Annotated in this window: 5 protein-coding genes and 1 pseudogene; all 6 read right to left on the reverse strand. The window is 72.3% G+C overall.

The features are described 5' to 3' along the window. Positions 1-189: 189 nt before the first annotated feature. Complete coding sequence (locus ACOJSN_RS11815; protein WP_420112697.1) at positions 190-1,587, reverse strand: NAD(P)(+) transhydrogenase (Re/Si-specific) subunit beta; 1,398 nt, start codon at positions 1,585-1,587, stop codon at positions 190-192. Continuing rightward, the gene (locus ACOJSN_RS11820) at positions 1,584-1,886 is read right to left on the reverse strand and encodes an NAD(P) transhydrogenase subunit alpha (protein ID WP_420112698.1); all 303 of its coding nucleotides are present in this window, start codon (positions 1,884-1,886) and stop codon (positions 1,584-1,586) included. The genes ACOJSN_RS11815 and ACOJSN_RS11820 overlap by 4 nt, the downstream gene beginning before the upstream one ends. Further along, positions 1,886-3,022, reverse strand: a complete 1,137-nt coding sequence (locus tag ACOJSN_RS11825; RefSeq protein WP_420112699.1) for an NAD(P)(+) transhydrogenase (Re/Si-specific) subunit alpha — start codon at positions 3,020-3,022, stop codon at positions 1,886-1,888. Before ACOJSN_RS11825 ends, ACOJSN_RS11820 begins: the two co-directional genes overlap by 1 nt. A gap of 40 nt (positions 3,023-3,062) precedes the next feature. After that, positions 3,063-4,136, reverse strand: coding sequence for a Gfo/Idh/MocA family protein (locus tag ACOJSN_RS11830; RefSeq protein ID WP_420112700.1), 1,074 nt, complete (start codon positions 4,134-4,136; stop codon positions 3,063-3,065). Further along, the gene (locus ACOJSN_RS11835; RefSeq protein WP_420112701.1) at positions 4,133-5,134 is read right to left on the reverse strand and encodes a LacI family DNA-binding transcriptional regulator; all 1,002 of its coding nucleotides are present in this window, start codon (positions 5,132-5,134) and stop codon (positions 4,133-4,135) included. The genes ACOJSN_RS11830 and ACOJSN_RS11835 overlap by 4 nt, the downstream gene beginning before the upstream one ends. Before the next feature lie 168 nt (positions 5,135-5,302). Continuing rightward, positions 5,303-5,520, reverse strand: a pseudogene (locus ACOJSN_RS11840) (hypothetical protein); the annotation flags it as partial.

Below are 5,520 nucleotides of genomic sequence, written 5' to 3' on the forward strand. Positions count from 1 at the left end.
CGTCCCGCGGCGGTAGCGGCGGCGGTGGGTGTGGTCCCATCCCGCCGCGGGGGCGGTGAGTGTGGTCCCATCCCGACTGTCCGGGTGGGACGCCAGTCACCGCTGCGCAGGGGTGATGGGACTCCAGTCACCGCTGCGCGGAGGGGAGGGACAAGAGCGGCACGGCCCGCTAGCCTCCCCGACGAGAACTCAGGCCGACGTCAGACCAGCCAGCACCGCGGCGAGGGAATCCTTCGCGTCGCCGAACAGCACCTGCGTCTTCTCCGAGAACAGCAACTCGTTCTCGATACCGGCGAACCCTGGGCGCATCGAGCGCTTGAGGAAGAACACCTGGCCGGCGGCATCGGCGTCGATGATCGGCATGCCGTAGATCGGGGCGGCGGGTTCGGTGCGGGCAGCGGGGTTGACCACGTCGTTGGCGCCGACCACGATCACGACGTCGGTGGCGGGCATCGTCGGGTTGACATCGCCCGCCTCGACCAACAGGTCGTAGTCCACGTTCGCCTCGGCGAGCAGCACGTTCATGTGACCGGGCATCCGGCCGGCGACCGGGTGGATGCCGTAGACCACGTCCACGCCGCGCTCCCGCAGCGCGTCGACCAGTTCGGCGATCGTGTGCTGCGCCTGCGCCACGGCGAGCCCGTACCCGGGCACCACCACGATCCGGCGGGCATACGCGAGGGTGACCGCGACGTCGTCGGCAGTCGCGGTGCGGACCGGGCGGTCGGAGGCCTCGGTGGACCCCGCCGTCGAGCCGCCGCGCAGCGCACCGAACAGGATCCCCGCCACGGAACGACCCATCCCGCGTGCCATCGCGAGTGTGAGGATCGTGCCGGCGGCACCGATGAGCGTGCCGGCGACCAGCAGCAGCACGTTGTCCACGGCCCACCCGGTCGCGATCACCGCGAGCCCGGTGGTGGCGTTGAGAAGTGAGATGACGATCGGCACGTCGGCGCCACCGACCGGGAGCACGAGCAGCACGCCGAACGCCCCGGCCGCCACCAGCGTCAGCACACCCCACCAGATGTTCTCGGTGACCGCCACAGCCACCGCCGCGGCCACGGTCACCAGCACCGACGCCCCGAACAGCACGGGCGCCCCCGGCAGCACGACCGGCCGCGAGGTCATCCATCCCTGCAGCTTGAGGAACGTGACGATCGACCCCACGAGCGTGAGCGACCCGATCCCGATCCCGGTCGCCATCGCCACCGGGGCCATGGCATCACCCTCGATCCCGAGCACCTCGTGCTGCGAGAGCTCCACGATGCCCACGAGTGCGGCGGCGCCACCACCGATCCCGTTGAACAGTGCCACCAGCTGCGGCATGTCGGTGATCGGGACCCGGCGTGCCACCGGCACCGCGAGCGCCGCACCGATCACGATCGTCACCAGCACGATCACGAGGTTGGTGGTGAGGAAGTCCGTGGACAGCAGCACCACAGCGACGGCGAGCGCCGCGCCGAGCGCACCGATCAGGTTGCCGCGCCGCGCGGTGCGAGGCGAGGCCAACCCCTTGATCGCCACGATGAAGCAGACCGCCGCCACGAGGTAGCCGAGCCCGGCGACCCATCCGGGGAGAAGGTTCATGAGCGGTCCGCCCGGCGACGGTCAGGGTCCCCGCGGAACATCTCCAGCATCCGGTCGGTGACCACGAACCCGCCGACGAGGTTGATCGTGGCGAACAGCACCGCGAGGCTGCCGATCACGATCAGCAGCGGCGAGGTGGTGCGCGCGATGCTGACGATCGCTCCGACGAGGATGATCCCGCTGATCGCATTGGTCCCCGACATCAGCGGCGTGTGCAGCCGCGACGTCACCTTCGAGACCACCTCGGCGCCCACGAACCCACCCAGCACGATCAGGGTCAGCGTGGTCAGCGTGTCCATCAGGGCGTGTCCTCCTCGGTGCGGACCAGCAGTCCGGCGAGTACGTCGTCGGCCGGGTCCACCTCGAGCGTCGGGTCCGCGCCCTCCGTGCCGGAGGTCGTGAGGAGCTCGATCACGTTGCTCACGTTCTTCGCATACAGCCGGGTCGCGTCGGCCGGCAGGTCGCCGGCCGCGTTGGCCAGGCCGACGACGACGACGTCCCCGACTCCCCTGCTCGAGGTCACCCTGGTCTCCTCGCCGGGTGTGGAGCCCTCGATGTTGCCGCCGCTGCTCGCGGCCAGGTCGACGGCGACCGACCCCGGCCGCATCGCGGCCACCATCGCGGCAGTCACGAGGCGCGGTGCGGTGCGCCCGGGGATCGCGGCCGTGGTGATGAGCACGTCGGCATCGGCGATGTGCGGGGCGATCGCCTGCTGCTGCGCCTCGGCGGCGGTGGATGCGAGCGACCGGGCGTACCCGCCTGCCGCCTGATCGGTCCCGACGCCCGCATCGATGAAGGTGGCTCCGACCGAGCGGACCTCCTCGGCGGAGGAGGGGCGGATGTCGTTGGCGGCCACGGTGGCGCCGAGTCGGCGAGCGGTCGCGATCGCCTGCAGCCCGGCCACGCCGACGCCGAGCACCACCACCTTCGCCGGCGGCACCGTACCGGCCGCGGTCATCGCGAGCGGGAAGAACCGCGGCAGCCGGATCGCCGCCTCCAGCACCGCCCGGTATCCGGCCGCGAGCGCCTGGCTGGAGAGCACGTCCATCGCCTGCGCGCGGGAGGTGCGTGGCAGCTGCTCGAAGGCGAGCGCCACCACACCGGCGGCCGCGAGCGCGGCCCGCCGGTCGCCGTCGAGCGGGCCGGCGAGTCCGAGCGTGAGGGCGCCGGAGCGGAGCACCGCGATCCGTTCCTCGGAGAGCGGGACCACGTGCACGAGGAGGTCGGCGGCGCGCACCGACTCGGCGAGCGGGGCGCCCTCCAGCACCTCGGCGCCGGCATCGGCGTACTCCCCGTCGTTGCGCGTGGCGTGCGTGCCGATCCCGGTCTGCACCACCACTCGGTGCCCGAGCCGCACGATCGCGCGAACAGCCTCGGGCGTCAGCGCGGCCCTCGTCTCCCCATCCGGCTCACGGAGGGCGACGACGATGCTCACCCTCTCAACCTATCCAGCCGCGGCCTGTCGCCGCTGGCGGTCAGCCCCAGGGATTGCCGCCCACTCGCACATCGGCGCCGGTCCGGGCGGACTCCCCGATCGCGAGCCCGATGGCGTGGTCCTGGCAGCCGTCGGCGAGCGGGTAGGGCGCGGGGCCCTCCTCGCGCGCCCAGCGCCCGGTGTCCTCGAGCAGGCTCGCGACGGCGATGTCATCCTCGGAGAGCCGGGTGCCCGCCCACGGGTTGCGGTAGACGACCTCGCCGTCGAACGTCGCGTTGACCACGTCGTTGCCCTCGAGGTTGAGGTCGATCCCGGTGCGGCGGTAGACAATCGACGACGAGACGGGACCCTCGGACGTGAGGCGAGTGACGGCGTCGTTCGCGATCTCTCCGTGCGACCCCCGCACCACGATGCGACGCGAGAGCAGCGGGTTCCACCACTGGTTGTCCACGAAGTCGTACAGACCGCTGCGGCCGTCGCCGAAGTCCAGCGTGGCGAGCGTGGTGCCGCGCGTGACCGGCTCCGGGTTCTCGACCCAGCCTCCGGGCGTGAGCGGGTCGACCAGCGGTGCCTCGAAGCGGCGGGCGTTCACGACCACCTCTCCGTGATCGGCACCGAGGAAGGCCCGCATCAGCGAGACCGCGTGGTAGAGGTGCGTCGAGGCGATCTGCACCTGCTGCGCGCTCCCGACCACACCGCGCCGCACCACCTCGAGCCGGGCCGCGTGCCCGGGCATCCGCGTGTACTGCTCGGCCACCTGCACCAGCCCGGACGCCCCGACGTGGTGCCACAGCGAGCGCAGCCCGTCCAGGTCCGGCGCCGGCGGCGTCTCGGCGAGTACCCGGGCCCCGGCGGCCACGAGCTCGCGCGTCACCTCCGGCATCGCCGCCCAGGTCACCGACGCGATCACGAACTCCGGCTGTAGCGCGAGGAGGTCATCGATCGTGGCGACGGTCGGCACGCCCCAGGTCGCGCCGATATTCTCCCGCGCCTCGGCCCGGCGTGCGAGCACGCCCACGCACGTCAGTCGCTCCGGCGCCGCGGCCGCGACCCGCAGGAAGAACTCCGAGCGCCACCCGCTCCCGATCACCGCGAACGTCACCGCATCGGTCATGCTGTGCTCTCCCTGATCACGAGTTGGAACCCTGCCTGGATCTCCTGCGGCTCGCCCCGCTCGCGCTGGGCTCGTTCGAGACTGTCGACGGCGGCTCTCGCGATCTCGTCGCGCGCCGAGGCGACCGTGGTGAGGGTGGGTGTGGAGACGCGGCCGTAGGGGATGTCGTCGAAGCCGACCACGGCGACATCGTCCGGCACCCGGATCCCGCGCGTGGTCAGCTCGCGGATCGCGCCGAGCGCCAGCCAGTCCGTGGCGCAGAAGAGCCCGTCGGGGGCCTCGCCGCCGTCGAGACCGTCGAGCAGCGCCGCCATCGCGGCAGCGCCCTGCTCACCAGTGTTCGCCGACACCCCACGCATCCACCCGGGTGAGGTGGCCAGACCGCGCGAGGCCACGCCGTCGAGGAATCCTTCACCCCGATCGTTCGGGGCGGCCTCGAGGGAGGCACCGATCATGCCGAGACGGGTGCGGCCCGTCTCGGCAAGATGCGCCACGGCGGCCTTGCTCGCGGCGTGGTTGTCGATGCCCACGTGATCGGCGACGCCCCGGTGCGGGCCTTCACCGATGAGCACCAGCGGCGTGCTGTCGGCGCGGTCGCGGATCTCCTCGGCGGTGACGTGCAGGGGGTCGAAGATGACGCCGTCGAGGCGCTGCGGGAACGCGCCCTCGAGGATGCGCCGCTCGGCGGCGGCCTCGCCGCGTGTCTGCACGATCAGCACGAACCAGCCGCGTGAGTCCGCGACGTCGAGCACGTGCATCGCGAGCGAGGCGAAGTACGGCATGTCGAGCTGCGGTACCACCAGCGCGATCGTGCCCGCCCTTCCCAGCGCGAGGTTTCGCGCGGACAGGTTGGGGTGGTAGCCGAGCTCGTCGATCGCCGCCTGCACCCGCGCACGCGTGGACTCGCGCACGTTGGAACGCTGGTGCATGACGTTCGTGACGGTCTTCAACGAGACGCCGGCCAGCTCCGCGACCTCACGAAGGGTGGCCCTCACCATGGGGGCGTCGCTGCGGTCGGCACAGCAGAACCGTACCGACAAGGGACTCCAGTCACGGGAACCTGACGTCCACCCCCACCCCCACCGCAGCGGCGGTGAGTGGGGTCCCACCCCACCGCCTCCGGGGAGTGGGACGCCAGTCACCGCTGCGCGGGGGTGGAGGCGTGCTCAGCCGAGGGCCGCCTGGGCCTCACCCATGAAGGTCGCCGCCGCCGCGGCCGGGTCGGCCTGCCCGAACGCGACCGACTCGTTCGCCCGGCCGAAGGCGCTCTGCATCTCGCCGTAGCCGACCGGCCACGCGGGCGGCGGCGGGCCGACCTGGTCGGTCAGCTCCTCCACGTACGCGATGGCGCGCCCGGCTGCGGACTCCGGGTCCGCACCGAGGG

This window comes from Pseudactinotalea sp. (assembly GCF_048594945.1).
Classification (GTDB): Bacteria; Actinomycetota; Actinomycetes; order Actinomycetales; family Beutenbergiaceae; genus Pseudactinotalea.

Coding starts and splice junctions, on each gene's coding strand:
- ACOJSN_RS11830 (WP_420112700.1), bottom strand. CDS start 4,136: ATGACCGATGCGGTGACGTTCGCGGTGATCGGGAGCGGGTGGCGCTCG.
- ACOJSN_RS11835 (WP_420112701.1), bottom strand. CDS start 5,134: ATGGTGAGGGCCACCCTTCGTGAGGTCGCGGAGCTGGCCGGCGTCTCG.
- ACOJSN_RS11820 (WP_420112698.1), bottom strand. CDS start 1,886: ATGGACACGCTGACCACGCTGACCCTGATCGTGCTGGGTGGGTTCGTG.
- ACOJSN_RS11815 (WP_420112697.1), bottom strand. CDS start 1,587: ATGAACCTTCTCCCCGGATGGGTCGCCGGGCTCGGCTACCTCGTGGCG.